Source organism: Peribacillus sp. FSL E2-0218 (assembly GCF_037992945.1).
Lineage (GTDB): Bacteria > Bacillota > Bacilli > Bacillales > DSM-1321 > Peribacillus > Peribacillus simplex_B.
In genome coordinates, this window is sequence record NZ_CP150304.1 from 3,920,200 (window position 1) to 3,944,867 (window position 24,668).

Annotated in this window: 27 protein-coding genes; 9 read left to right on the forward strand and 18 right to left on the reverse strand. The window is 44.6% G+C overall.

What is annotated here, in order from left to right; all coding sequences use genetic code 11:
* Positions 1–43: 43 nt before the first annotated feature.
* The 5 genes from MHI53_RS18855 to MHI53_RS18875 all read left to right on the forward strand — a co-directional run bounded on the left by MHI53_RS18855 (position 44) and on the right by MHI53_RS18875 (position 4,232).
* Positions 44–1,465 carry an amino acid permease gene (locus tag MHI53_RS18855; RefSeq protein WP_340371946.1) on the forward strand — a complete coding sequence of 474 codons (1,422 nt, stop codon included), beginning with the start codon at positions 44–46 and terminating at the stop codon, positions 1,463–1,465.
* 48 nt (positions 1,466–1,513) lie between these two features.
* Positions 1,514–2,368, forward strand: coding sequence for a tryptophan 2,3-dioxygenase (gene kynA / locus MHI53_RS18860; RefSeq protein WP_340371947.1), 855 nt, complete (start codon positions 1,514–1,516; stop codon positions 2,366–2,368).
* Positions 2,369–2,392: 24 nt separating this feature from the next.
* Positions 2,393–3,019, forward strand: a complete 627-nt coding sequence (gene kynB / locus MHI53_RS18865; protein ID WP_061141892.1) for an arylformamidase — start codon at positions 2,393–2,395, stop codon at positions 3,017–3,019.
* A 174-nt stretch (positions 3,020–3,193) separates the two neighbouring features.
* Positions 3,194–3,439 (forward strand): DUF2164 domain-containing protein, encoded by a 246-nt coding sequence (locus MHI53_RS18870; protein ID WP_061141891.1) that lies wholly within the window; start codon positions 3,194–3,196, stop codon positions 3,437–3,439.
* Between the two features lie 160 nt (positions 3,440–3,599).
* Positions 3,600–4,232, forward strand: coding sequence for a LysE family translocator (locus MHI53_RS18875; protein WP_061141890.1), 633 nt, complete (start codon positions 3,600–3,602; stop codon positions 4,230–4,232).
* 174 nt (positions 4,233–4,406) lie between these two features.
* On the opposite strand, the gene MHI53_RS18880 is transcribed toward MHI53_RS18875, so the two are convergent.
* Entirely contained in the window at positions 4,407–5,258 is an 852-nt protein-coding gene (locus MHI53_RS18880) for an MBL fold metallo-hydrolase (protein WP_340371948.1), read from the reverse strand.
* 71 nt (positions 5,259–5,329) lie between these two features.
* Positions 5,330–6,760, reverse strand: a complete 1,431-nt coding sequence (locus MHI53_RS18885) for a phospholipase D family protein (RefSeq protein WP_340371949.1) — start codon at positions 6,758–6,760, stop codon at positions 5,330–5,332.
* A gap of 186 nt (positions 6,761–6,946) precedes the next feature.
* On the opposite strand from MHI53_RS18885, the gene MHI53_RS18890 reads away from it, so the two are divergent.
* Positions 6,947–7,387 (forward strand): hypothetical protein, encoded by a 441-nt coding sequence (locus MHI53_RS18890; RefSeq protein WP_340371950.1) that lies wholly within the window; start codon positions 6,947–6,949, stop codon positions 7,385–7,387.
* A gap of 252 nt (positions 7,388–7,639) precedes the next feature.
* Here MHI53_RS18890 and MHI53_RS18895 read toward each other — a convergent pair whose 3' ends face one another.
* From MHI53_RS18895 to MHI53_RS18920, 6 genes are all read right to left on the reverse strand, one after another.
* Positions 7,640–8,200, reverse strand: coding sequence for a peptidoglycan-binding protein (locus tag MHI53_RS18895; protein ID WP_232732128.1), 561 nt, complete (start codon positions 8,198–8,200; stop codon positions 7,640–7,642).
* A 165-nt stretch (positions 8,201–8,365) separates the two neighbouring features.
* A complete protein-coding gene (locus MHI53_RS18900; RefSeq protein WP_061141887.1) occupies positions 8,366–8,887 on the reverse strand; it encodes a DUF4871 domain-containing protein in 522 nt (173 codons plus the stop codon).
* 160 nt (positions 8,888–9,047) lie between these two features.
* The gene (locus tag MHI53_RS18905) at positions 9,048–9,197 is read right to left on the reverse strand and encodes an FbpB family small basic protein (protein ID WP_100530648.1); all 150 of its coding nucleotides are present in this window, start codon (positions 9,195–9,197) and stop codon (positions 9,048–9,050) included.
* 4 nt (positions 9,198–9,201) lie between these two features.
* Positions 9,202–9,357: a Fur-regulated basic protein FbpA gene (locus MHI53_RS18910; RefSeq protein WP_081092368.1), complete on the reverse strand. Its 156-nt coding sequence runs from the start codon at positions 9,355–9,357 to the stop codon at positions 9,202–9,204.
* On the reverse strand, positions 9,338–9,889 hold the full coding sequence (locus tag MHI53_RS18915; RefSeq protein WP_340371951.1) for a flavodoxin domain-containing protein: 552 nt from the start codon (positions 9,887–9,889) through the stop codon (positions 9,338–9,340). Before MHI53_RS18915 ends, MHI53_RS18910 begins: the two co-directional genes overlap by 20 nt.
* Positions 9,890–10,135: 246 nt before the next feature.
* Positions 10,136–13,171: an efflux RND transporter permease subunit gene (locus MHI53_RS18920; protein WP_340371952.1), complete on the reverse strand. Its 3,036-nt coding sequence runs from the start codon at positions 13,169–13,171 to the stop codon at positions 10,136–10,138.
* Positions 13,172–13,437: 266 nt separating this feature from the next.
* Between MHI53_RS18920 and MHI53_RS18925 the strand changes: the two genes are divergently transcribed.
* Positions 13,438–14,103 (forward strand): cupin domain-containing protein, encoded by a 666-nt coding sequence (locus MHI53_RS18925; RefSeq protein WP_061141884.1) that lies wholly within the window; start codon positions 13,438–13,440, stop codon positions 14,101–14,103.
* Positions 14,104–14,184: 81 nt separating this feature from the next.
* On the opposite strand, the gene MHI53_RS18930 is transcribed toward MHI53_RS18925, so the two are convergent.
* The 3 genes from MHI53_RS18930 to MHI53_RS18940 form a co-directional block, all read right to left on the reverse strand.
* The gene (locus tag MHI53_RS18930; RefSeq protein WP_061141883.1) at positions 14,185–14,370 is read right to left on the reverse strand and encodes a hypothetical protein; all 186 of its coding nucleotides are present in this window, start codon (positions 14,368–14,370) and stop codon (positions 14,185–14,187) included.
* A 167-nt stretch (positions 14,371–14,537) separates the two neighbouring features.
* Positions 14,538–17,129, reverse strand: coding sequence for a polynucleotide kinase-phosphatase (locus MHI53_RS18935; RefSeq protein ID WP_340371953.1), 2,592 nt, complete (start codon positions 17,127–17,129; stop codon positions 14,538–14,540).
* A complete protein-coding gene (locus MHI53_RS18940) occupies positions 17,129–18,478 on the reverse strand; it encodes a 3' terminal RNA ribose 2'-O-methyltransferase Hen1 (RefSeq protein WP_061141881.1) in 1,350 nt (449 codons plus the stop codon). Before MHI53_RS18940 ends, MHI53_RS18935 begins: the two co-directional genes overlap by 1 nt.
* Before the next feature lie 359 nt (positions 18,479–18,837).
* Here MHI53_RS18940 and MHI53_RS18945 point away from each other — a divergent pair, with 359 nt between their 5' ends.
* Positions 18,838–19,260 carry a DUF4944 domain-containing protein gene (locus MHI53_RS18945; RefSeq protein ID WP_061141880.1) on the forward strand — a complete coding sequence of 141 codons (423 nt, stop codon included), beginning with the start codon at positions 18,838–18,840 and terminating at the stop codon, positions 19,258–19,260.
* A 71-nt stretch (positions 19,261–19,331) separates the two neighbouring features.
* Here the strand turns inward: MHI53_RS18945 and MHI53_RS18950 are convergent, their stop codons facing one another.
* The 4 genes from MHI53_RS18950 to MHI53_RS18965 form a co-directional block, all read right to left on the reverse strand.
* The gene (locus tag MHI53_RS18950; RefSeq protein WP_340371954.1) at positions 19,332–19,781 is read right to left on the reverse strand and encodes an ASCH domain-containing protein; all 450 of its coding nucleotides are present in this window, start codon (positions 19,779–19,781) and stop codon (positions 19,332–19,334) included.
* 32 nt (positions 19,782–19,813) lie between these two features.
* Entirely contained in the window at positions 19,814–20,272 is a 459-nt protein-coding gene (locus MHI53_RS18955) for a VOC family protein (protein ID WP_340371955.1), read from the reverse strand.
* Positions 20,273–20,284: 12 nt separating this feature from the next.
* Positions 20,285–20,737 carry a GNAT family N-acetyltransferase gene (locus MHI53_RS18960; RefSeq protein ID WP_061141878.1) on the reverse strand — a complete coding sequence of 151 codons (453 nt, stop codon included), beginning with the start codon at positions 20,735–20,737 and terminating at the stop codon, positions 20,285–20,287.
* Positions 20,738–20,863: 126 nt separating this feature from the next.
* Positions 20,864–21,622, reverse strand: coding sequence for an SDR family oxidoreductase (locus MHI53_RS18965; RefSeq protein ID WP_340371956.1), 759 nt, complete (start codon positions 21,620–21,622; stop codon positions 20,864–20,866).
* A gap of 183 nt (positions 21,623–21,805) precedes the next feature.
* Between MHI53_RS18965 and MHI53_RS18970 the strand changes: the two genes are divergently transcribed.
* Positions 21,806–22,432: a TetR/AcrR family transcriptional regulator gene (locus tag MHI53_RS18970; RefSeq protein WP_340371957.1), complete on the forward strand. Its 627-nt coding sequence runs from the start codon at positions 21,806–21,808 to the stop codon at positions 22,430–22,432.
* A gap of 38 nt (positions 22,433–22,470) precedes the next feature.
* On the opposite strand, the gene MHI53_RS18975 is transcribed toward MHI53_RS18970, so the two are convergent.
* The 3 genes from MHI53_RS18975 to MHI53_RS18985 form a co-directional block, all read right to left on the reverse strand.
* Positions 22,471–22,734 carry a YesK family protein gene (locus MHI53_RS18975; protein WP_061141875.1) on the reverse strand — a complete coding sequence of 88 codons (264 nt, stop codon included), beginning with the start codon at positions 22,732–22,734 and terminating at the stop codon, positions 22,471–22,473.
* A 77-nt stretch (positions 22,735–22,811) separates the two neighbouring features.
* Positions 22,812–23,612 carry a GNAT family N-acetyltransferase gene (locus tag MHI53_RS18980; protein ID WP_340371958.1) on the reverse strand — a complete coding sequence of 267 codons (801 nt, stop codon included), beginning with the start codon at positions 23,610–23,612 and terminating at the stop codon, positions 22,812–22,814.
* Between the two features lie 115 nt (positions 23,613–23,727).
* Positions 23,728–24,636 (reverse strand): LysR family transcriptional regulator, encoded by a 909-nt coding sequence (locus tag MHI53_RS18985; protein WP_340371959.1) that lies wholly within the window; start codon positions 24,634–24,636, stop codon positions 23,728–23,730.
* Between the last annotated feature and the right edge of the window lie 32 nt (positions 24,637–24,668).

The window sequence follows — 24,668 nt, forward strand, 5'->3', positions numbered from 1 at the left end:
CCCAAAGGTTTGATTGGCTTTACATAAAGAAAGGGGATGAAATATGGAGAACAACCATATACAATTGAATAGGAAAGATGATCCAGAAAAAGGATTGAAGCGATCATTGGAAACCAATAAGCTTTCGATGATTGCCATGGGCTGTGCCATCGGGACGGGTTTATTCCTTGGCAGCGGGCTTGCCATTCAAGCGGCAGGTCCAAGCGTATTGCTCAGCTATGCACTGGGGGCGTTCATTGTCCTGCTGTTGATGGGCTGTTTGGCAGAAATGACAGTGGCTCATCCCACTTCCGGATCGTTTGGGGCCATTGCTGAAACGTACGTGAATCCCATGGCGGGTTATCTTGTTCGCTATTCTTACTGGATAAGCAATGTCTTGGCTGTTGGCGTGGAAGTTAGCGCAGTCAGCGTGTATATGAAATATTGGTTCCCTGCCGTACCGGGAATCGTATGGATTTTACTGTTTGCAGGTGTCCTTATTTATGTAAATGCCACTAGCGTAAATACCTTCGCTACATTTGAATATTGGTTCTCCTTTCTTAAAATAAGTGCCATCGTTGGTTTTATCCTCCTTGGAGCCTATGTACTACTCGGTACATCCGAACAGCCACATATAGGACCGGAGAACTTCGTGAATGAAGGCGGTTTTTTCCCATTTGGCTGGTGGGGAATGTGGGTAGCCGTATTCATTTCATTATTCAGCTTTCTTGGAACAGAAATGATAGCGATTACATCAGGCGAAGCAAAAGATCCCGATGTAGCCGTTCCGAAAGCATTAAAAGCTACGGTTTTTCGTTTATCCACTTTCTATGTCCTGACAATTGGGATCATGTTGATGATCGTTCCATGGAAAACAGCTGGAATCGAGGAAAGCCCCTTCGTAAAGGTGATGGAGATCTTGAACATCCCCGGTGCTTCCGGAATCATGAATTTCATCATTTTAACGGCCGCGCTATCTGCCATGAATGCTCAGCTCTATGCTTCGACACGCATGATGTTTTCGTTGGCGCGGCGGGAAAATGCACCTAGCATTTTAGGGAAATTAAACAAAAGGAACGTTCCGGCAAATGCACTGGCTGTCTCGACAATGGGGATTTTCATTGCTGCAGGTGTTCATGCTTTACTTCCAGGTTCCTCCTATGCCTTCATGATGGGCATTTCCATGTTCGGTGCCATCTTCACTTGGTTCATGATCTTCATCTCCCATTTGTATTTCAGGGTGCAATGGGAGAAATCAGGCGGCCGTAGGCTACCGGTAAGAATGATTGGCTTTCCCTATCTAACCATTTTAGGTGCAGGCCTTTTATTCTGCCTGATGATTACGACTTGGTTTACGGATTTCAAAATCATGCTTCAATTCGGGGTTCCTTGGCTGTTATTTTTATCTGTTGCTTATTTCGTTTCGAAAAAAAGAAATTCGATCCAGCATCCAGGACAGGAATCTCCCAATAAAAAGATAAATTAGAATGACATATCACCGTCTTTGTATATGAAAAGTGAGGGGATTAGCGGAATGAAGAATAGGAATGACAAGGAACAAAACGGATCTGGACTAGAAAGAAATATCCAAACCGATTTTCAAAAATCGATGTCTTACGGGGATTATCTCCACCTCGATCAGATTTTATCGAGTCAGCATAGGTGCTCCGATCATCATGATGAAATGCTTTTTATCATTATCCATCAAACGAGTGAGTTATGGATGAAACTCATTTTACATGAATTGAAAGCTGCGACGGAGTGCATCCGCCATAACAATCTGGAGCCCTCGTTTAAAATGCTGTCACGTGTTTCGAGAATCCAACAGCAGCTGATTCAGTCATGGAATGTCCTTGCAACCTTGACCCCGGCTGAATACATGGAGTTCAGGGATAAACTGGGACAATCCTCAGGATTCCAATCCTATCAAAATCGCCTGATTGAATTTGCGCTGGGAAACAAAAATGCCCATACGCTAGCAGTCTATCAGCACGAGGCCGACCTCTATGAGCAAATGCAGCAGGCCCTTCATGAGCCAAGCATCTATGACGAGGCGATCACCGCTCTTGTCGCGCGTGGTCTGCCTGTTGATCAAGACGCCATCAGTCGCGATTGGTCGCAAAAATATGAACCGAATGCCAGTGTCGAGGATGCATGGCTGACCGTTTATCGCGATGTCGAGCAATATTGGGACTTATACGAGCTCGCAGAGAAGTTAGTGGACATCGGCCACCAGCAGCAATTATGGCGCTTCAATCATATGAGTACGGTCGAAAGGATCATTGGCAACAAAACCGGAACCGGTGGATCATCCGGTGTTACGTATTTAAAAAGGGCTCTCGACCAACACTTTTTCCCAGAACTTTGGAGCTTAAGAACGAAGCTTTAAGAAGAATACTGCTGGAGGTAACGCATGAGTACATGGATTGATATTTCACAGCGACTGGATGAACAAGTCGCAACTTGGCCGGGCGATAAACCATTCTCATACAAAGTAAGCTGGAGCAAGGAAGAAAGCGGATCGGTCAATGTAGGCCACATCAGCATGAGCGTCCATACTGGTACACATATCGATGCACCGTTTCATTTTGATAATGAGGGCAAACGGGTGATTGAATTGGATCTCGATTTATATATCGGGTGTTCCCGTGTCATCCACTTACCAAACAGGACGAACATAGGCGTCACTGATTTGGCCAATCACGACCTGCAAGGCGTGACCCGGCTGTTAATTCGGACGGATGCTTGGAAGGATAGGAGCGTATTTCCGGAAACCATTCCCCCTATCCAACCGGAAATAGCCACTTATCTTTCAGGTCTTGGCATTCGGCTTCTTGGCCTAGATTTACCTTCGGTCGATCCATTGGACAGCAAAGAGCTGTCTGCCCATCATGAACTTGCCGTCCATGGAATTCACATTCTTGAGGGCCTTGTTTTGGACGGGATAGATCCCGGGAATTATGAATTGGCTGCCCTTCCCCTGCCATTGGTTCATGCAGATGGAAGCCCGGTTCGTGCTGCATTGAAAAAAATCCCTTGAATGGGATCATCCGAAAAAACGGAAGTGGCTCCCGGATCATGCGGGAGCCATTCTTTTTATTACTGTGTCGCCGACGGGCTATGTACATAAATTTTTTTGGAAATCCAGCCTGTGATTTTCTCGGCTCCAGATGTATAGTTAGAATTACTAAACTAATTTCAAGGAGTGTTCTGAATGTTTATAAAGCTAACAAAAGAGCAACAGGAATTAATGATAGCCGATATCCAATATTTTTTTTCGCAAGAAAGAGATGAGGAAATAACTGAATTCGCTGCAGAACGAGTATTGGACTTCGTTAAAGAATCGCTCGCCCCCCATTTCTATAACGCCGCCGTCCATGATGTCAAACATGTCGTCGAACAGCAATACTCTTCCCTTGAAGATGAAATATTAACGCTCGAACGCCCGATTAAAAGATAAGCGATTTCACGAGCCTTGATTTATTGAAACTCGCGAGTAAACGGCTGAAATTCATAAATAAAACGCCCCATTGATGAATTTTTACCTTTCGTCGCTCCCTCAACTGTGTTTGTTTATGTTATAATCTTCTGAATTCAACAACAAGAATGGAGGTCCGTATATGGATAACTTTTATTTGTTCGTGCTTATGTGCATTCTTCTCATTCTTTTGCCTGGTCCGGATACGGCAATAGCCACTAGGAATACGGTTACCGATGGGACGAAGGGTGGGTTTAAGACGATGCTGGGCACTTGCTGCGCCTTGCTTATTCATACTTCAGCAGCCGTGTTTGGTCTTTCTGCGATCATCGTGAAGTCGGCTTTGTTGTTTTCCGTCTTCAAATATGTGGGGGCCGTTTATCTGGTCTATCTAGGGATCAAAACGTTATGGGGATTAAAGAATAATCAAGCCGACAATGGCACAGTGGTACCCGCGAAAAGCAGGTATGAGAGCCATTCATGCTTCAAGCAGGGGTTTCTTACCAATTTACTCAACCCTAAAGTGGCCGTGTTTTTCTTGACTTTCCTGCCTCAGTTCGTGGATCCGGGCAATAAGACCTTTTTGCCGTTTTTGATCATGGGGATAACGTATACCGTTTTGACGGCGTTGTGGTTCATTTTTTATATCTATCTGTTGAACCAGATCAGCACTTTTATGAAAAAGCCGAGGACGCAGGCTATTTTTGAAGGACTGACTGGAACCGTTCTGATTGGTTTTGGGATAAAGCTGGCACTGGAAAAAGCCCATAATTAATTGGAACTGCACATCAATTGAGACATCTGTCATAATTGGTGTGCAGTTTTTCCCCATCTGAATGGGAGATATTCTTTTAATTGCTATCGGATTAAACGCTTGGCCGAATGGAGATTCCGGCATCATCGGTCATGACGCTTTCCGTTCTCCCCTTTCCCCTCTTCATATTGCCTTTCATTCAACGTATCCATTCACAAAAAAACCAATCGTTTCGAGTTCATGTTCCGTTAATTCCCGGTTTGCCTCTGTTGCCAAATCCCGCTCGATTTTGGCTCGATCTCCTCGATGCTCGACGACAGCTCTGGTGCATTGTTTCATCAAATATAGTTCAGCCTCCATTTCCTGCTTCGTGCAAGGCTGATCATGATGGGAAAGGATATATGTATCGGCATCATAGGCTTCCATTTTCTCGACGAGCCTCGAGGCCTGTTCAGCGGTATAATTCCATTTTTCCGCATAGAGATTGGCGTATAAGCAGTCTCCAAGAAATAATGTTTTTTCCTCTGGAACATAAATGATACAGGAATCCTTGGCATGATCACCGCCGACGTGATCAATGATACAGGTTACATCGCCGAGATCGATCGTCAGCTTTTTTTCAAACCTGATATCGGGCAGCGGCATGGAAATTTCTCGATTTCTTCCAAGCTCCAGCTTGATGGCATCCGCACAAAATGGGATCTCCGTGCCTTCTTCAACCCGCTCGTCAAGAGCTTGATCTTCCCAAGAGAGCGGCTGCATTTCCTTAATATGCTGATAGGTTTTTTCGTGACAAATGACTGGAATTCGGATATGCTCCAGTCCGAATACGTGGTCCCAGTGGGAATGGGTCAATACAAGCAAATCCCCGCTTATATCATGTTTAAGCAATTCGTCCTGAAAGAGCTGTGCATGCCCCACGGAGTTACCGGCATCGATGAGGAGCGTTTTCTTGTTTCCCGTGACGGCGGCAAGAACCGGCCGATCCGTTTTTTGGACCGGTGTCAGGTAGACGATATGTTTCGAAAGGTGCTGTAAAGTTTGCATGATTGTTTCTCCTTCGGATAGATATTGTGGATGGAAGCCTAAGTATACCAAACCGGTGCGATTCCATGGCATTAAATGAACCTGTTGCAATATACCGTTATTTTAGAGAGAGCTTTCAAAAAGGTGGCTTTAAAGTAGGATTCATCCTTTTTTATGTCTTCCGGTGGCTCGATATATTTTTTATCGGCAGCAACTAGTGTACTATCCGCAATTTTCGAATCCATCGCCTCAATTAACTGCGAGGCGAATGGTTCACTATCAATGATCACCATCGATTCCGTATTTAAAAAGGCAGATCGTGAATCCAAATTGAAGGAACCGACTGCACTTAACCGTCCATCATATACTACTGACTTCCCATGCAATGAATACAGCTTCGAATATTCATAAAGCCTTGCCCCTGTCTCGACAATACGATCCCTAAGCCCTAAATAACCGGAAAAAGCGATCACATTCGGAGTCGAAGTCACCGAATTGGTCAATATCGTCCACTCGGCTTCAGCATCCAGCCGGTTTGGCACGTACTCCTCCAACATGTCGGCCGGGACGATATAAGGGCTCTGGATGAATACCGATCGCTTCGCCTCCGCTGCAATATCCACTAATGATTTCCACACAAAAGGATATTTATAGAAACGCTCGATTGGATTATGAAGGAAAGAAACTTTTTGCGTAGTGGCTGTTGACGTGTTCCAATCGTTGATCGGATGAACGAAATCGGCATTCGCATGCCGGGCCTCACGATATTGACTGGATAATCTCGCCCTCATCTTTTTTCCTTTTTCCGTTTGTTTCTTGGAAAGATCCGCAAAAACCTCGCTCGTATATGGATGATTCCATAATTCATTCAAATAGCCCTTCATATCAACGATGACACTGTCTTCTTCTTGTTTCGCATTAAAAATCAGGACATCGCGGTCGTAGACAAAATCCTTAGGCGGCTTGCTTGCCAAATACTTATCGGCAATATTCCTGCCCCCGATGATGGCTAACTTGCCGTCCACTGTCATGATTTTGTCATGAAGCCGATTGTGCCAGGTCCATGGCCTGAATGGCTTGAAGGTTTCGTAGTACCTTAATTCGATATTTTCATGTGATGACAATGCATAGCGGGCATTCCGCAATTCACCCCTCAGGCCATGGCAAATTCCGTCCAGGAGGATCCGGACCTTGACGCCGCGATCGGCTGCTTCGATCAAAGCTCCCAGAAGCAGTTCGCTCGTTTCCCCTTTTGCGATGGAGTAGTAGGCAACATCGATCGATTCCTTCGCTTCCTGAATCATTTGCATGCGGGCCAGTCCTGATTCATATCCGTCTTCAAGAAGCTGCACACGATCGACGGTTGATCCTTTTGTTCCCATATAGGTACTTATGTGATCCGTCATCCTGCCTGCTTCTTTTTCCTTGGGAAAGCAGAAAATGACCACTGCCGCCACCACTACATAAAGAAAATATACTAAAAGAACAAGTAAAAAACCCTTCCATGCCATTTTGGCAGCCACTGACCATCCCCCCTTACCCGATATGTTACTACTATTCGTAATAAGCAAGGCTGCTATTCAGTTTAAATAAATAACCCTACCTGGCGGCTGAAATGCTGGAAACTTGGACATTTATTTTTTTTAAAAATGTGACAAAGTCGTGAACTTGTAAGCAGTTGCATACTATTATATAGAAGGAGGGATTTTATGAATAACAAAATAAGCATCTTCAATTATTGCTTCCCATTAGGTGTGTCAGAGGTGTTCTTCTTATCCAGCTTTTATCTTTCCATCCTAGACGTCTCTCTATTTGCTTTAGCTTTACCCTTTTCCGCCTTGTTTCTCCTGATATCCGTGTACCTATTCCTTCGAACGAATAAAGCGGCCAAAGCCCTACTTAACCAAGAAGAACGAAGAAGGGAAATTCATGCCTTTTACCATCAGTCCTTCGGGATTTTTGCGATCATTTTCGCTGCGTTACTTTTTGCTTCCTTAGCTTATATTCCCCTAATGGAAAACGGAGGGCACTTCTACCTTCTTTATTGTTTACCCATGGCGTTATGCTGCTTGATTCCTGTGGTCGCCTCTTATAAAGGGATGAAACAAAATAAACTGGAAATCGATCGGAATGCAACGACGAAAATCTAGATTTTACCAAAAAATAACAAGCACGGGAGTGACAATCAACCTCACTGCATTACTGGGTGAATAGGAACAAAGAAAACAGACATAAAAAAAGACACTGGTTTAACCAGCGTCTTGACTGAACAGCAAACTGCATAACGAGTGGCGGCTTTCCGTCGTAAGTCAGTAGCCACTAAGATCATGAAAGTAACCCAACCCTCCACGCATCTTTCCTGGTGGTGTGCAGGGGGTTGCTTTTTTTTATACCAAAACTGCTTATTGCTCCACTACTCGGCCATCTTTATATATGTTGAACCAGCCGATCGTACCTGTACCGCCTTGATCGATCCAATCCTGGTTGGCAGCTTTAAATAGGTAATAAGCTTTTCCTTTTCCATCTTTCAGCAATCTGCCGTCACCGCTAAATACGATTTTGCTCCCTAGCTTTTTCTTGCCTAGCGCAATTGCATCCTTATCCGTGAACTGTTTTCTTTCGACCTTATTTTCATCCAAGGCTGCCCATGTCTTCGGCCCGACGATACCATCCGAGCTCAGATTGTGCTCCACTTGAAATTCCCTAACGACATTTTGCGTTTGCGTACCAAAGATGCCATCAACACCCACGGTATATTTAACATCCTTAAGGCTTTGCTGCAGGTCGGTTACATAGCTTGAGCGCGAGCCTTTGCGGAGGGTCGGACGCGTTTCCGCCTTCGTTTCGATTTTCTGGACTTGGCTATCCTTTGAAGCTGCGTGGGTAATTGATGCAGCCCCTGTACCTAGTGGCGCAGCCATCAAGGCAACGGCAGGAATCATCACCAATAATTTTTTCTTCACTGTCCTATTACCTCCATTCATATAATCATCAGCTGATTTTCCGACTATCTTTCTATGGAGCACATTCATTATAACGTATGCGCTTGATTTATCGGGTTTAAATTACTTATTTTTAATAAAATGGTAATAAGTGTTCACGAGAGCCGAAGGTCTTCTGACTGATAGTCAAGCGTTGACCTCGATTACCAAAGTATCGAATAATTGGCCATCGATATAAACCAATATCGCCCATTTACCTGCTTTCGGCAACACAACGTTAGTGGGCAGGCTGGCATCCGCTCCATTAATTTTACCGCCGCCAATCCCGTTCCTTGACCAAACTCCTTCACTGAAAACGGGACTGATATCCTTCGATTCTTTATGATAGCCGACAAGAGACAATGGCCCCTCATCCATCCCCCAAAAGTGCCACAGCCATTTTTGGATTTCGTTTGCCTTTAATTCAGGTCCGATTATGCCGACTTTGTTCTCATTTCCTGACATGGCGCTGCCTGTATTTGTGTCAAACTCAGCGGCCGTCATTTCCCAATCGACCTCTTCAAAATCCTCTTCCGCAACAAAGCCGGGCGCATCATTGGAAAGATTCTGTTTAGGGGATTGTTGGGACTCCGGAACATTGGTTGCGGTACAGCCACTTACACCCATTAAACATAGCAATAAGAAAACCAGCCCTTTTTTCCCGCTCATAACTAAATTCCACCCTTTCTTTATCGTTTCATTTTGGACGCCGGCTGTTGACCTTCTTAGCAACCTAGCCCTATTGGTAAATTATAACATACTGAAAGAATAGACGTTTCATTCCATAGAAAAAACCGAAATCAACGCTGGATTTCGGTTTTACATGAACTCATGAGTGCACTTGCTTCGTTTTTTTGACTTCAACGACGGCCTTTTGATCGATTTTTGTAAAAATGCGCTCGACCTCCGTTTTATCATGCAACAAATGCTCGCGGTTTTCATTTAGCAGTTCTTTATACGATTTTCTTCTCCTAGACATGCTTTCATTCACCTCTCAAACGATTGAATTCTCTCTGCAGGACAACCATCGGCAGTTCGTAGAGCTGTTTATTATATTTCTTGAATAGGCCAAATTTCAGAAGTTCTTGGATAAGTTCTTCTTTCTTCCATTCTCTCTTATTATTTAATTGGGTAATCATCCATCACCCTCCTTAATAAGTAGGCAGTCTTTCGGTACTTATGGTTATTTTGCATCCGATTCCAAACGAGATACCGCCATTTCTTCCTTTTGCTTCCCCAACTAAGAGCCCGATCTGCAAAGTCTTCACATTGCCTTACCCGATCGTGTGCAGGTGCTCCCTGATCGATTTTCAAAACACGATCATAAACAGCAAATCCACATTGCTTCATCTTATTGGAGAGGATATTGATGGCACCGCAAGGCTTTGGCTGGCTCAAGTCACCTGCACCGAATAATGCGACCTTCACTCCATGAAAGTTGGCTTGATCGAGCTCTTCATAAAATTCGTTTGCCTCATATGGCAAACCTCCTTGATTCCATGTATATAAACCGATGAAGGACAAATCGAACTCCTTCAACGTTTCCACTTCTACCGTATCCAATCTTTCCATATATACGTCACAGCCGACAGCCAGCATTCGATTCTTTATGTTTACAGCCATTTTCTCGGTATTACCGGATAAACTGACGTAACCAATGAATACCTTCATCTATATCGCCCCCTAATGGAGAATAGCTTTCATTATACCTCTACTATAAATGAAAATGATTCTCATTGTCAATTATATATCCCCATAAATTTGATTCAGGATGAACGGAAAGGCCGGTTATGATTTTTTCACCCAAGTCATTGGTACGAATAGTCTCCGTTGGCCTTGCAATGATTGACAGTTCCAAAGAAAAAAGGGTTGCAGGGAAGGCGTCTCGTTCCCTGCAAACCTTTTGATAAAGCTTCCTTACATTTCGGCGCTCTCGCTGACGGGCTCATTCTTTTTCATTCTCTGTTTCTTTGATTTTTTGAAGTACAGCAATTCATAGATACATGGAATGACGATGAGTGTGAGCAGCGTAGAAACTGCCAGCCCGCCAATGACAACGATGGCCAGGCTTTGTGAAACGAGGCTTCCCGTTTCGGCCTTTTTATATAAAAGAGGCAGCATGGCACAAATGGTGGCTACAGCCGTCATGATGATCGGACGGAATCTTGTAGCTGTCGCTTCAATGATTGCATCCCGGATGATCATACTATCTTCGTTTTGCCTGACACGATCGAGAAGCACGATCGCGTTAGTCACGACGATTCCTATCAGCATGAGTGCGCCCAAAAGCGCTGTAATATCCACGGAAATCCGGCTGATGACCAATCCCAGCACTGCGCCGATTGCAGCGAACGGCAATGAAAATAGAATCGCGATTGGTGCCTTCATTGACTTGAATGTAAGAACCATGATCAGAAAGACAATGCCTATCGATAGGAACATCGTCAGGAACAAATCGGAAAAATCATCCGTCTGCTGAGCACTTGCTCCCCCGACATAAATATCTACATCCTTGGGAATCTTAAGGCCCTTGGTCTCTTTGTCTCCAAATATCACAGCATTGACTTTATTTGAAATGTCAGACAGTTTAGCCGGATCTACTGTTGCCGTCAATCGGAGATACGTTTCTCCATCTTTATGGAACTGTGTCGTGGCACTCTCTTCGCTCGTCAATGAAGCGACTTTTGAGACTGGGACTAAACCGCCATCTGTCATAATGGGAATATTCTTTAAGTCATTGGGTTTTTTCGGATCCAAAATAGGTTCTAGTATTACCGGTGTCTGCTTATCCGCAAGCTTCATATGGCCAATCGGGGTTCCATTCAGCATGACACCCAGTTGTTGGCCTATTTGTTCTGCGTTTCCTTTGGCCGGATCCACCTTGAAAGAATAAATGGTTTTCTTTTCATCCTGGTTCGTTGCAACATCCTCAATTCCCTTAATATCTTGAATGTTTCCTTTGATCTTATTGGCGGTCCGCTCCAAATCCCCCACATTCTTGCCAATGACATCGATCGTTATGTTCGTCTTTGAAGCCCCCATCATGAATGAGGAAGCGCTGGCTGTAAGCTTTGCCTCGGGATAGTTTTCTTTTTGCTTGTCGATTTCCTCCAATATTGCATCCATATTTGCTTCATCTTTGACTAAAATACCGAAAGTCGCTTCCGTAGGCGAGGTGACGGCGCCATATTGAGCCGCTTCGGCAGAGTTTCCTAATTGCATGAACACATTATCCACTTCGCTCAAATCACGCATTTTTCCCTCGAGTTCAATTGCCTTCTCTTTTACTTGATCAAAGGGCTCATCATTTGGATAAGTTAATGTCACGGATACATAATCAGCTGAAGAATGATCGATCGCCCCTTTTGGCATCGCAAAATATGTACCAATCGAACCGACGAACAAGAGCAGCGCAATAATCAAGACAAACCATTTATGGTTTAATGACCAAGTGACAAGCTTCGTAAAATGCTTGGCCGGTCGATGTTTTGGTAGCTTCGCCCGTTTCAGCAATCCCGCACTCATCAATGGAACGACCGTCAATGCGACGATCAAAGATGCCAGCAAAGAATACGTGACGGTTAAAGCGAAGGGAAGCAGGAATTCCTGAAGCCCGCCATTCAATAAAGCGACCGGCAAGAAAACGGCTACCGTCGTAAGCGTTGAAGCCGTGATTGCCACTCCGACCTCTTTTACCGCATCCATTACCAATTGGACCGATATCTTCTCCTGCTGCATTTTCCGGAAAATATTTTCAATCACAACAATGCTGTCGTCCACCAAGCGTCCAATCGCTACCGCAACACCGCCCAGCGTCAAGATATTCAGCGTCACCCCCGACAATGAAAGCAAAAATAAAGTAAAGCCAAGTGATAACGGAATCGATACGATCGTAATGAAGGTAGAACGTACATTTCGTAAAAAAACCATGATGACGATCGTGGCGAATAGTGCACCGAGCAGCACTTCTTTAACCATCGAATGGACGGAGGTCTCCACCATATCCGCTGTAGATAAATAGACGGTCGATTTCTGTTCCTTGTACTTTTCATTGATTTCCTTTGTTACCTTTTCAACTTCTTTACTGATTGTGACAGCATTGGATTGACTGTCCTTGATGATGCTGATATCGATGCTTTCTTTTCCGTTAAAACGGCTGATGAGGTTACCATCCTTCGCTTCTGCCACTTTTGCTATGTCTCCAAGTGTGACATCTGATGTGACCTTCAGCGCTTTTACTTTTTCTATGCTCGTTACATCACCGATGACCTTAATATTACTTGTCTTCCCATCGATCACCTTCTCACCAACGGCTAGAGCGGCATCTTGTCCGTTCAGTACGCTCATGACATTTTGGATCGAGACGTTCTTTTTAGACAATTGTTCATTATCGACCTTGACAGAAAGGACCGATTGGGAGATTCCAAATGTCTGTACATCCGAAACTCCTTTAATATCTTTATATAGAGGCTCCAGTTCCTTCTTCGTAAGATCCAAGCTTTCAGCTGTCAAGCCATCCTTGAACGTCACAGCTATGAACGATATCGGAATCATGGATGTATTTAACTGGGTAACGGTAGGCTTTGTCATACTTTGCGGCAACGCCACACTGCTTAAAGCCTCTTGAACATCCAGTTTTGCCTGTTTCATATCCGACCCTGATTCAAAGGAAAGATCGATTTTTGAAAATCCATCGCCAGTGGTCGAGTACATGGCACTCTTTCCTTTTACTCCCGTAACCGCGCTTTCAATCGGTTCGGTAACCTGCGCTTCCATCGTTTTCGAATCCGTGCCCTGACCCATCGTGATAATCGTAACTTGTGGATTATCGGCAGAAGGTAAAAATTCCATCGGCAGCTTAAAATAACTGATGATTCCGATCATTAAAATAAAAATGGTTACCAATGAAACGGCAGCCTTGTTCTTGAACGACCACTTTGTAAGAAATTCCACGTACACACCACCCCTGATATCATAGTCAACTAAATTATTCCAGTTTTTATATTACCATATATTACTAATGTTGACTAAGGGGTTTTATAACGATTTACCTAAAATTTAATATTCATTAATGAAAAAATACCTACTTTGGATCGATTCGTCGACACCTCTCTCTCACAATTTCAAACAATCCATGATATTCATTTCACAAATCACATCGCCCAAGATTTTCACATATAAAATAAGCATCACCAACATTAGTAAGGAGGAGATTGACCGTGAATCCTGGTTATGTTCCAGATAACAAGAACCTAAAAAAATCAAGTGGTACCCCGAATCTCTTTTTTGACTCAAGAGATAATGTTTTTTTCGAGCGCAATCCAAATAATGTCGCTTATGAAGTCACCTCGACCCAGTTACCGGCAATGGTCGGCGGGGCTTTTGTGGACCTGTATCTAACCAAGGGACATATACGGGAACCTCATTGGCATCCGAATGCCTGGGAGCTGGATGTCGTGGTTTCCGGCGAGGCCCTGATCTCCATCGTTGATCCCGACACGAAGAAATTGCATAACTATGTAGCCAAACCCGGTCAGGTCGTCTTCATTCCGATGGCTTGGTGGCATTGGATCAGACCCGTTTCACAAGAACTGCATCTCCACCTCTTTTTTAACAATGATCAATTCGAAACGGCGGAAGGATCCGACATGTTGCGTCTGACGCCGCCAGAGGTGTTCCAGCTTTCCTATGGCGTCAATGCCGAGAAAATCGCCGATTCATTGGCGCCCATTAACGAGTCGGTCGTCATCGGCCCCCCTGCGAGCCATACGAAAAATCAGGTCCCACACTATCCGGACCGGAACGAATTAACATACACGGAAAGACCCCATGGAAAAACGGAAGGAATAACGATTAACATCAATGATAAACCGATCGATTACTAATGGAATATATTCGGTATGGCAGTTTAGGATTACACCCCACAGAAAAAAAGGCTGCCACTGCAGCCCCCAACTTTTTGGCCATCACCTGAAACCTCTGAAGAAAAGCAAAATGATCGCCGAGATGATCAAACCGATAAATAATAAAGGCCCGATGCCTGAACTATACACGAAGTATACCGTAATATGGCGAAAGGCCATCACAACAAGGTAGAGGAATAGCAGGATGCACAAAATGATGACCAGAGCGGCATTTTTATTCCGATACAACGTAACCAGCCCCAATTTACAAGCATTATTTACAAGAAGGGAAACAGCAGCATTCCGTTAAGAAATGATATGCCTCCACCATTTTGTACTATTCTGTAAAAATGAATGTTTCAGCTTTGCTTCCCTTCAATAAAAAAAGGGCTGCCGCAGCAACCCATGTTCTTTCATTACAATCTAGGATCTACAGGGTCCGACTCCATGGCCAGCGTCCCCAAGACACATTCATGCACACGCTCGATCGATTCACCTTTAACATATCGTTGAATGCCCTCGATTCCCAGGGAGAATTCCCTCAGGGCCAATTTTTGCTTTTTGCCCGTATTCCTGTTTTTCAGCCTCTCCAGGTTTGCCGGAAGCAAGTAGTCCATGCCATAAATGATGTTCAGATATTTTCTTCCCCTTACTTTAATCGCAGGCTGCAGTAGCTTGCCTTTATTTCTTGCCATGAAGAATTCAGGCTTGATGACAATCCCCTCATGGCCCTCGCTGGTGATATCCTCCCACCATTTAATGACCTCTTCTTCACTCGCTTCATCCGTGATCAATTTATATTCGGTTTCGACGAATAAACTTGAACACTTTGCGAACTCCTGGTTTCTCTCCATATGCCAAGTATGAGGCTTATCGAAGAAGGCTTGATCACTATGGGCGAGCACATGGAATGGTGCGATTTGGATCGAATCCATATCCTCAATGTCCCAGCAATACTTTTGAAAAACTTCTTTGAACGTATGGGCGTTTTCCAGTTTCAGCTCATACTCCTCCAGCCAGCCATGTATATCGGCATTTTCCAGAGACGCTGCCTCCAGTTTGTCCTTTAGCATCGTGCGGTCAAGAATCGCATTTTCGGATACATGGGCATATTGACGGCTGATGAGCTCTTTTGCCTTTAAGTTCCATGGCATGATTTCAGCATCGAGTAGGACATAATCCGTATCATACGTTTCAAAATAGCCGCTTTCATGCAAATCCTGGTTGATTTTGAAGAGAAGCTGTTCCTCCGTCTGAACGTCGAAGAAACGCCTTCCCGTTCTCGTATGGATAACTCCCAATGATTCAAAGCCGGTATATGTTTTCGATGCTTCCATATCCCGGAATAGGAAAAGGATGGCACGGCTGCCCATATGCTTCTTTTCCGCAATCATGGTTTGGATCCCATTGCTTCTATAATAGTCGATCGCCTCTCTTGGATGTTCCAAATAGTGAGCGTCTGAAGATGGACTCGGTGTCGGGCTCATCGTCGGCGGGATATAGATCAATTGTTCAATTGGTATCGTATGGTGGGACAGCTTATCGATGGCCGATTTTACGATGTCCTGCTGGACCTTGATCTCACCCATTTTTTCTGTCAAGACCGAATAGCCGTTGATGAATCTCCCGAGATTAGGCGGATTCAGCCTGTTTCTTTCCCATTCTTTCAAAGGGTTTTCGTCATCGCCGGAATGGTTTTGACTCGCTTGTACGGATATGACTTCCCCTTCCGGATAGCGGAAGGCGGTAAGTGCCCCGCCAAAGACGGCACCTTGATCAATATTGATGGTATTGTTGATCAAAAGCGGCTGCGGCTTGGGATCGTGTCCCCAGACGATAAGCGTGCTTTTCTTATGGGAATTATACCAATCCTTGCGCACGGGCTTTCCTCTTTCATCGAAGCCATCCGTATCGCCATACCGGCAAAAGTCGCTTATCGCCTCGGATTGTTTTCCGATGAATGCGTCCTTGATTCCGGCATGCACACAAATCACGGTCTGCACGCCATTCTTGGTGAATACGTAATGCGAAGGCGCCTGCAATAGGAATTTTTTAAGCGCCTGCTTCGTTTCCGCCGTTTTTTCGCTGCCATGCTCTTCTTCGTACCTTTTGAAGTCTTCTGCCACCTTTTCATCGCCATGATGTAAGGTGACGTTTCTTCCATCCAGCCATCTGGCAATCTTCCAGCCGTGATTACTGTCAATCATGTAGGCAACGCCCTTTTGAACATGTTCATGGAAAAAGAGCATCGTTTTAAGCGACTCCGGCCCCCTGCTCATGACATCTCCAACTGAAACGAACTTCCGTCCATCCGGATGCAGATAAAGACCTTCCTGATTTTTTTGATAGCCGAGCTTTTCAAGCAGGAGGATCAACTCTTCATGGCAGCCATGAATATCTCCGATGATATCGATACCGTGCCCGATGTCTTTTTCAAGAGGATTCGTATTCCTGCTGACGTCAAGGTTTTCTGCTTCCTTAATCGTGTAGATCGATGAAAAGTCTTCTTTTTTCAAATTTCGCTTTTCTCTTTTGAACGTTTGGCATTGCTGTTTGATACGCCTTTTTCCCCTTGGATGCTCTCTTCCCTCATCCCTTGCAAGCAATACTTCTTCAGGGGTATCGAGTACAATCGCCTGAACGGGTACATGATGCTTTTGGGCAATCGCGATATATCGCTTCCGATCGTCTGGATGAAGATTGGTTGCATCGAGCATGGTCAATTTATTCAAGCGGCATCTAGCCTCAATGACGGCATCCATCATGGAAAAAGCTTCCGCTGAAATCGTTTGATATTCGTCCATCAGACTCTCCGCTTCGTCCTTTGCCCGATCACGCCAATCAATGAATTCGATGTCACTGACCATAATCCTGAAATCATCCGAACTTATGACCTCCGAGGGTACAATCTCTTCTTTTTCGATCATGCTTTTTAATAAAGTTGTTTTACCGCTATTGGATGGACCAACCAACAAGACAATTCCTGCATAGGGCAATACGATAGGCATTATTCGTCCACCTTCCTTTCAAAAACGCACATTTGAGTCGGACAGCCTTGTGTGACATGATCATCACCAATTCCTTCGAAGCGAAGGTCGTAGTAGCCGCGATGATTCCGCGCTGCACACCATTGCTGAAATTCCGCCCTTGTCCACTCGAAACGATGATCCGTATGTCGAAGAACGTCCTCCATATCGTATACCTCATTATATTCCCGGTTTGGCGTTGTAAGGATCAGGGCTTTCGGCTGATAATCGTGCAAGATCGTATCCATCACCTTAGGAAGGCGGTGCTCGTCGATATGCTCGATGACCTCGCATAAAATGATGACATCCTTGTCCTTCAATCTTTCATCATAATAAAAAAGTGAGCCCCATAGTGTCTCGGGCACGACGAATTTTTCTTTATCCTTCACTTTATCGAATCGCTCTAATGCTTTGAGAGATGCGGATTGGGATGGCTCGACGGCCAGGATTTCTTTGATCCCCTTGACAAACCCGAGCCGTACGGAAAGCTTTCCTTCGCCTGACCCGAAATCGACCACGCTTCTTGCATTCATTTCACTTACCGTATCCACGATTCTTTCATAGCGAAGGTCATTCAACCGAACCTTACTTTCTTTTTCAGCTTGCTTCTTTTCAGGTTTCTTGTTCTCGACAATGCTGTATACTTCCTTGAATCTAAGGGATTGGCGATAGATAAAATCGCGCATGGGATGATTCTCTAGCCAGCCTTCGCCATATCTTTCAAGTTTTTCAATTTCCTTTTCGTCAATGTAATAATGCTTATAATCGTCGATGACCGGAATCAAGACAAACAAATGCCTCAACCCTTCCTGTAACGTCTTCAGGCCCTTCAAGGAAATAAACCTTGCCGAACTCTTATCCTTCATATCGAAGGAATATTGGATTTCGGGACGCGTAATTTTCACTTCATAGCCAATCGGCTCGAATAGATCACATAATTGCCGGTCCGAAAGAGCAGAAACGACCGGACCGAAGTCGAACTGGAACGCAAACGGATGTGTCACCCACTCTGCGTATTCCTCCTTCGGCTGTCCATTCAATGCTGTCCCCAATGCAGACCTGATCAATGAGCAAAAAATGCTGCTAACCGCAAATTCGCGATCATTTATGTAGTGGGTGATATCATACGAATGAGCATCGCTTTTCACTAATTCCAGAGGGTCGGGGGTAACAAAGATGGTCGCCTCCAATTCCGTTTCCGAGCACTTACTATAAAAAAGGCGCACTAAATGCCCTTTATGATTTCTTTCATAGAGGTTATTCGGGTTCTTCGACAATAAGTAAGAGATCGCCTTCACATTGTCCCCCGTCGCCATAATCGTCAACTGCATGTAAAACACTCCTTTCAAAAGAACAGTCCATCAACTTCCAAATTCATCGCTTTCTGCAAAAAACATACTAGCAACCTTAATCTTACCATAAAGTGAAGGTGTGTTTCCGATAGGTTGGCGTTTTCTGTGCCTCAAATGTAGGGACGACTAAACCTACAGGAAAATGATAGATTGTCAGATTGACACCCCATTTGACTAGAAAAAAACAACATAAGCACGACCGACTAAAGAAATGGATCTTTAGACCTATTGTTCGGACGGCACCCTTAATTATAATCAATATATAACTATTTTGGGAAAATTTAATAAAGATGCTTTCTTAAAGCGATGAGAACTTTTCCAGCGATGAGGTGAAATGTTTGAAGAAAAAAAATATATTCATTGTCGGAATATTATTTTTTGTGATCTTTGTAGGGCTTTATATGTATAGTTCTTCAGGAAAAATATCGGGGAAGTCTGAGAATGGCATGTGGAAAGCAACCTACAAAAAACTTAGAGATCCTAGTGAAGGGTATGGATGGGTGGCTTCTATTAAGCAGAGCAGCAAGAATAAAGATGCCGTAGTTAAAAAGGTGATTTTCCAGGAAGGTGATAAAGTCTTAGTTGAGGTAACCGACTTTACTCCTGGTGAAAGCGAGGATGGTAAAGTCAACAAAATTAACCCTTTAGTCTACCCTGACTTTTACCAAGCAGATGCTCCTAAAAAGGGATTAACCTATAGAATTTCCGTAACATGGGAAAAGAATAACAAACAACACACGGATACATTTACTCTCGATTAATTTAGAAAGAAGGAGCAGGTCAGGTCCTGCTCCTTCTTTTTTTGTATCGTCCATCATCAGGCTTTCAGCGTTCACTTCACATGTATCAGTTCAAACCGCTCACAAACGAGGAGCATATCTTCTTTAAAGGTGTGGCCGATTTTGTGCAGTTCTTCTTTAAAAAAATGTTCATGTGCATTCCACCAGTATGTATACGTTCCATCGCCTTCACCTTCTGCAATCGCGAACTCCTCACTCACTTCATTCATCGGCAACTTTTCGACATTCACTGTTCGTATGATCGCTAAAGGAATATCCTCGCTGCTTAAAATAATGCTATAATCGCCTACGGAAGGCAATGGTTCATTTTCCTCTTCATAAAAAACATGACCGGAGCACGTTGCCGTTTTTATCCCGTCGATCACCAATTGAGCCAACTGATCGGGATCAGCGCCGAATTGCCACGCACTGACTGACTTTGGCATTTCTGCGCCTTTCTTTTCCCAAAATTCATTCCAATATAATTCCGCTTTCTGATTCATTTTATGAGCTTCCTCCTTGATTCGCATGGAAGTTATCCTTCCTGCATTCGTTCCCATTCACTTAGATACATCCGTGTCATGATCTTTTTGCGGTTTTCCAGCTTGCAAATGAGCTCCAAGCTATTGCCGTCCGGATCATTGAAATGGATTTTCGCATGCGCATATTCCCCATGAGGCATCACGAAAGGCTCGACCGGTTCAAAGCCAAAAGCCTCCCTCGGCTTATACCCCTTGCCTTCCAGCCATGCGACAGAGCGTTTCAAATCTTCCAAGGATACTTGAAAAGCAATGTGGCGCAATGAAGGATGATACTCAACCTCCGCTTTCTCCGTTTCCCATAGACCGAGCCAGCTTTTATCTTTTTCAATCCATAAAAAAGCCAAATCGTCCGCCACCTTGTGATCCAGCTGCAAGCCAAGTGCTTCATAAAATGCTATCGAACGAGCCAAATCACGCACGGGTAAATGCGCTTCATATAATCCTTTTATCATGCAATCACCCCCTTAAAGCTTCAGCTTCAGCCCTTCATGAGTGGCCGTGAATCCTAAGCGTTCATAAAAACGCAGCGAATCTTCCCGCTTTTTATCTGTCGTCAGCTGAATGATAAAACATTCACGCGCTTTCGCACGCTCGATTGCATATTGAATCAACTGGCTTCCAATGCCCTTCCCCCGCTCTGAAGCTACTGTCCTCACCCCTTCGATCGTAGCTCGCCAACCGCCTTGATGCGTAAGATATGGAGTGAAGGTAATCTGTTGCACCCCGACGATTCGCCCATCGAGGCAGGCAACGATCAATTCATTGTTCTGATCGGAATCAATGGATTGAAAGGCATCGATATAGCTTTCTGGAAGCGGGTTTTCATATCGCTCCCGCTCCTGACCTAATACATCGTCGGCGAGCATTTTCACGATTTCGCTTAAGTCCGTCGTTTCTGCATTCCTGAATGTGACCATATGATCCCTCCGTTCCGTTATAACTTCTGCTAATGGTCCGCCGTTCCCTCTTTTTCCTCTACGCTTCCATAAAAAAAGACTTCTGCAATCCGTAATTTGCAGAAGTCTTTATAATTGATCACTCGTTTAATAGGCGCTCCACCCTGCATCCGCTGTAATGACGGTGCCATTGACGAAACTTGAATCCTCAGAAGCCAGGAACAAAGCGATTTTCGCGATTTCCTCAGGTTTTCCATTGCGGGGATTGATGGCCATTCCCAATTGCTGACGCGATGCACCGAATCCATTGATATTCGTCATGCTTGAGCCGATATTGGTTTCAACTCCACCCGGTGCTATCGCATTGCAGCGTATGTTCTTGTCCGCGTACATGAAGCCCGTGTTTTTCGTGAAGCCCACCACTGCGTGCTTCGATGCCGTGTATGCTCCCCCTGCACGAGCGCCATGTAGACCGCCGGCGGAAGCGATATTGATGATGACGCCTGTTTGTTTTTCCAAAAAGATCGGCAGCACCTTTCTAGTCGAGCGCATGACGCTCGTCGTATTGATGGCAAAAATCCGCTCCCATTTAGCATCTTCAATATCACCTGCCGGTTCCATGCCATCCATGATGCCGGCGTTATTGACGAGGATATCGACCGTACCGAACGTACCCACCGTCGTATCGATCAAATGCTGAATATCCTCTTCCAATGCCACGTTCGTTTTAATCGCAAGTGCCGCCCCGCCAGCCGCTTTAATTTCTTCGACCGTTTCATTCGCGCCATCTAGGTTCACATCCGAAACGACGACTTTGGCACCTTCTCTTGCATAAAGCTTTGCGATTTGTTTACCCATACCTGAAGCCGCACCTGTGACAACGGCAACCTTGTCCTGTAATTTCATCTAATCTCCCCCAATGAATGATGTTATAAAAATGTAACTTAGTATACAGATGTTCATTAACTACCTTCCTTTATAGTATAATTAGTTTCCATAACGTTATTCAATCAGCAAATGCAGCTCAAGATGTTGAACAATGAACAGTCAGGATGATTTTGATCATTAACGGAACAAGGGGTGTAGAAAATGACTAATCAAAACATGGGGATTGATAGAAGAATCCGGAAAACCAAAAAGACTTTAAAGGCTTCCCTCATATCGTTGATGCAGAGGAAGGATTTCAGGGAAATATCGATTACAGACATCGTGGAGCTCGCCGACCTGAACCGCGGCACCTTCTATAAACATTATCAATACAAAGAGGAGCTGCTTGAAGAAGTGATGGAGGACGTCATCGCCGATTTGATCATCTCTTACCGCGAGCCTTATAAACATGTCGATGTGTTCACGATCAATGAGCTCACGGCTTCAGTGATCAAAATATTCGAACATGTCGCTACCTTTGCCGACATTTATACACTCGTCCTAAAGTCGAACGCATTGCCGACTTTACATGATCGAATTTGTGAGGAATTAAAGAAGCTTCCATTGGAGGACCTGGAGGATTATCGGCCGAACCCTAAAATTAATAAAGAACTTGCCTCCAGCTACCAAGCCTATGCCATTTTGGGCATGATCATCGAATGGGTCCACACTGGCTTTGAATATAGTGCGGATTATATGGCTGAACAATTGCTTGAGATCATCACGAACAAACCAGTTGATGCTGTCTATAAAATAAGCAATACATTTAAAGAGGGCGGACAGGAATAAGAGGCATGCACCGGGCACCCCTCTTGTTCCTTCCAATACTAGACACGAACCTTTTTTCCGATCATGAACGATAGAAAAGCAAATAAAATGAGGAAAAAGGATAGAATCCCGTATGCTGCCCCCTCAAATCCCCTAATTTGGACATATCCGATATAAAATAAAATGAAGGCAGCCATCATTGATACGGTCCCTGGCAGCTTTATTATGAAGGGCGAAAAACCTCTTTTACGAAGCCACCAAGTGAGCGTCAAAACAACCATTCCCGGTATGAAAGCGATCAGCAACGGCACTAAAATCAGCATGAAATCCACTCCCCCCTCCAGTTTAACATATTTTACCAGTTAGCTGTCATAGGCCTATGGGCGCCATCCATTCCCTTTTATAATTGTTGCTGATTTTTCACAAAAATGGAATAGCTGCTAGGCTCATGGAACCCCAAACGCTCTGCCAACTTCATGGATGCAAGATTTTCAACTTTGCAATCCCAGCGTGGTATCATCCCATTTTTTAAGCAATGATCAATAAAGGCTTGGCCCGCCTTCTTGGCTACACCCATTCCCCTATATTCGTCATTGGTATAAATATCGATTTCAGCATAAACCTTTCCCCTGAAAATCGACGTGCACTCACCTGCCAGTGCCGCATCCCCCTTCATCACGGAATAGCCAAATCCCTTTTCCAGAAAATGTTCAGCCGAACCCCAAAAACGCTCATAGTATTCAAGGTTGAACTCATGGCTGCTCCTTATCGTTGCTGCATCAAGCCTGTGTACAGTGAATGATTCCTGCAGATGAATCTCTTCGACATCGTACTCTTCGGGATGAAAGGTAAAGGAATATCGGCTGCTTTGTTTCAGTTCTTTCTTGAAGCAATCCAAGATACGCCTGTCCCAACCACCATTCCCTGAAAAAAGCGTGAACTGCCTTCCTTCTTTCATCTCGCTGCTGCAAAACTTCAAAAAGTGCTTATGAAACTCATCGTTTGAATCCGCACCGCCAACAAAATACAAACCCGAATCCGTTCCCACAAAAATCGTTCTGGGCGAATCGGAATCATCGGCATAAACAAATCCAGGAATGAACCGTTCCAGGACCGAGAAAGCAAATGTCGGGCATGGCTCCTTCCTTTTATATAGGTAAGGCAGCAGCTTTCCAAATTCACTATTTTCTATCTTCTGCAATCGTCTTCCCCCTCCTTCGGCCTTCATGCCATCCAATTCGGCCGTCTCCCTTTAATTCGTCCTGCACACCCTTTTTTTCGGCCCTCACGCCCTTTTTTTCGGCCGCCTCACCCTTTTATTCGTCCTTCTTCTTCAGCCTAAGGCTGTTGACCGCTAAGAAGTAGTCGATGACAAATAGGCGGAATTGCTGGGCTGTTGGGGTGAAATAGCGTTTTTCCGACCAGCATAGACCGATCGTCCTTTGGCACATCGGCTCGGTTATCCGGATTTTATGTGAAGAGGATCCCGTTTGGTGCAGCCAGGTGAGTTCGGATACAAAGGCGACGCCCAGTCCTTTTTTGACCAGATCGGAGATGACAGCCGGTTCATCGCCTTCAAACGCGATGTGCTGGACAAAACCGGCCTCCAGGCAAAATTGGTCGGTTAGGCTGCGAAATCCGAAGCCTGTGTTCATGCTGATGAACGGTTCATGCTTCACTTCATGCAGTTCAATACTTTCCCTGCCTGCCAATCGGTGATCCGGTGGCACGATCAAGTATATTTCTTCAGTGATCAAGGGCTCCCACCTAATATCTGCTCCTTCAATCGGGACGGACGAAATGCAATAATCGATTTCTCCTTCCATGAGCAGCTGCTTCATGGATGTTATCGATTTCAGGAATTGCTGAAAGCGGACATCCGGATATTTGGTTAGAAAAGTGCCCAATAAATCAGGCAGGACCCTGGGAATGGTGACGGCCAGCGTGATGTTCTTTTGGCCTTGATCGGTTAATTCCTCGATTTCACGCCTGCCTTCATTCAGTTCGGCAAAAGCCCGGTCAACCCTGTTCAAGAATTTTCTCCCGGCTGCATTGAGCCTGATTTTCCGGTGTTCCCTATCGAATAGTGATACTCCCAAATCCTCCTCGAGGCGAGATATCGTTTTACTAAGGGAGGGCTGGGCTATTTGAAGCTTTTCGGCGGCCTTCGTCATATGTTCCAGGCGCGCTACGGTTTGAAAATACTGAAGCTGCAATAATTCCACTTTCCCCACTCTTTTCATATAGATTTAAATCT